Consider the following 1,874-nt stretch of genomic DNA (forward strand, 5'->3'; position numbering starts at 1 on the left):
CGTCGCCCCGGATCACGATGGTGACGCCCATCAGGTGGTCGTCGACGGCGCGGGAAGCCGAGGGCATCGAAGAGCTGGTGGTGGACGGGGACCGAGGAGAGCCATTCGTCGCCCCGGATCACGATGGTGACGCCCATCAGGTGGTCGTCGACGGCGTGGGCGAGGTGGTAGGTGGGCAGGCGCAGCGGGCTGGCGGAGGTCTTGAGGATGACGGTGTCGGCGCGGGCGTCGTCCATCTCGATGGTGCCGCGGATCCTGTCGGTGAAGGTGGTGCGTCCCGCGTCGGTGCCCGGTGAGCGGAACCGCACGACGTGCGGGACGCCGGCGGCGAGCTGTTCGCGGACCGAGTCGTCGTCGGCGTCGCGCCAGGGAGCCCACTGGCCGTAGTAGCCGCTGGGCACCTTCGTGGCGAGCTGGTCGGCGCGCAGTGCCTCGAGTTCGTCCTTCGTGGCGAAGCACGGGTAGGCGCGGCCCTGGCGCATCAGCTCGCGGACGTAGGTCTGGTAGATGCGGGCGCGCTGGGACTGGGTGTAGGGCCCGTAGAGGCCGGTGGCGTCGGTCTCGTCGGAGGCGACGCCGAAGTGCCAAAAGGCGCGGTCGAAACGGTCGACGGCGCCTTCGACTTCGCGGGCCTGGTCGGTGTCCTCGATGCGCACGAAGTACACGCCACCGCTCTGGTGGGCGATGGCCGCGTCGATCGCGGCGACGTGGATGCCGCCGATGTGCGCGTGGCCGGTGGGGCTGGGGCAGAACCGGGTGACCTCCGCGCCGGCAGGCAGCTGGCGGGCGGGGTACTGCTGCTCCCAGAAGGACGGCTCGGGCAGGTCCGGGTCGAAGAGTGCGTCGATCTCGCTGGGGTTGAGCACGGGTCCTCCGGGTGCGGTGTGTTCTCGCCGTGACGGCGGCCGGGCGGCGGTTCGGTCGGTGCCGGCGGGCCGGGCCGCTGGCCCGCATGGTACGCGAGCGAGCAGCCCGGTCTGCTCTAACGTCGCGTGATCGGACGGGAGTTCGACAGGTGATGGTCCGTCATGTCCGGGGCGGGTGTGAGAGGGGTTTCCGCACCGTGGACGTCCACGTGGGCCGTGGAGGTCTCCACCCAGTACCGGGGCCCGGGGCGCCCCTCCTGGACGCCGTACACGGCCGTCGCACGGCGCCCTCGCAGCCGCAGGAAGTGGGCGAGGGCCTGGCTCATGGGCTGGGAGGCGCCGCTGACGAGGGGGACCGCGCAGGCCCGGCGGGCCAGGTCGGTGAGCGTCTCGTCGAGCTCCGGATCGGCGGCGGTCGCCCGGGCGTGCGGGATGGCCGTGCCGGGGAGCAGCTGGTGGGCGATGTTGAGCGCTGCCAGGGCGGCGACGTGTCGGCGGGCAGCACGGCGCCGGTGCCGTGCGGCGGGCAGCGGTGGGCGATCCAGGGCGGGCGGGGGCGGTGGGCTGCTGAGGGTGACGGCGGAGGGTCGAGGGCAGGGTGCGGGTTGGTCGAGCCATGCGGTCAGGGCGGCCGGACGGATCCAGTCCTCGCCGTGCCACAGTGGGTGGTCGGGGCGTTCGGCCTCGGGCGGCAGGCGTAGGCCGATGCGCTGGGCAGTGGTGGAGCCGAGCAGGTCGAGCAGGTCGCCGTGCTCGTCGGTGCGTACGGCTTGGAGGATCGTGCCGTCGGCGCTGCCGATCTTCGGGTGGAGCGCGATCTGCGGGTCCAGCCAGGCCAGGGCCGCCTGCCGCAGCAGCCACTTCGGCTGGAACCCGGCGACCGAGGGCTGGAGGGCCGTGCGGCGCAGCGCGAGGGCGGGAGGCGTAGGCCGATGCGCTGGGCAGTGGTGGAGCCGAGCAGGTCGAGCAGGTCGCCGTGCTCGTCGGTGCGTACGGCTTGGAGGATCG

General features: G+C 73.1%; 2 protein-coding genes. Both read right to left on the reverse strand.

From position 1 onward, the window contains the following. A partial coding sequence (locus ACIQOV_RS39680; protein WP_401055779.1) for a glutamate--tRNA ligase occupies positions 1-866 on the reverse strand: 866 nt, incomplete at its 3' end. A 116-nt stretch (positions 867-982) separates the two neighbouring features. Next, a partial coding sequence (locus ACIQOV_RS39685; RefSeq protein WP_401055781.1) for a hypothetical protein occupies positions 983-1,874 on the reverse strand: 892 nt, incomplete at its 5' end.

It is taken from the genome of Kitasatospora sp. NPDC091257, assembly GCF_044757675.1.
In the GTDB taxonomy this organism is placed as follows: domain Bacteria; phylum Actinomycetota; class Actinomycetes; order Streptomycetales; family Streptomycetaceae; genus Kitasatospora; species Kitasatospora lactacystinica.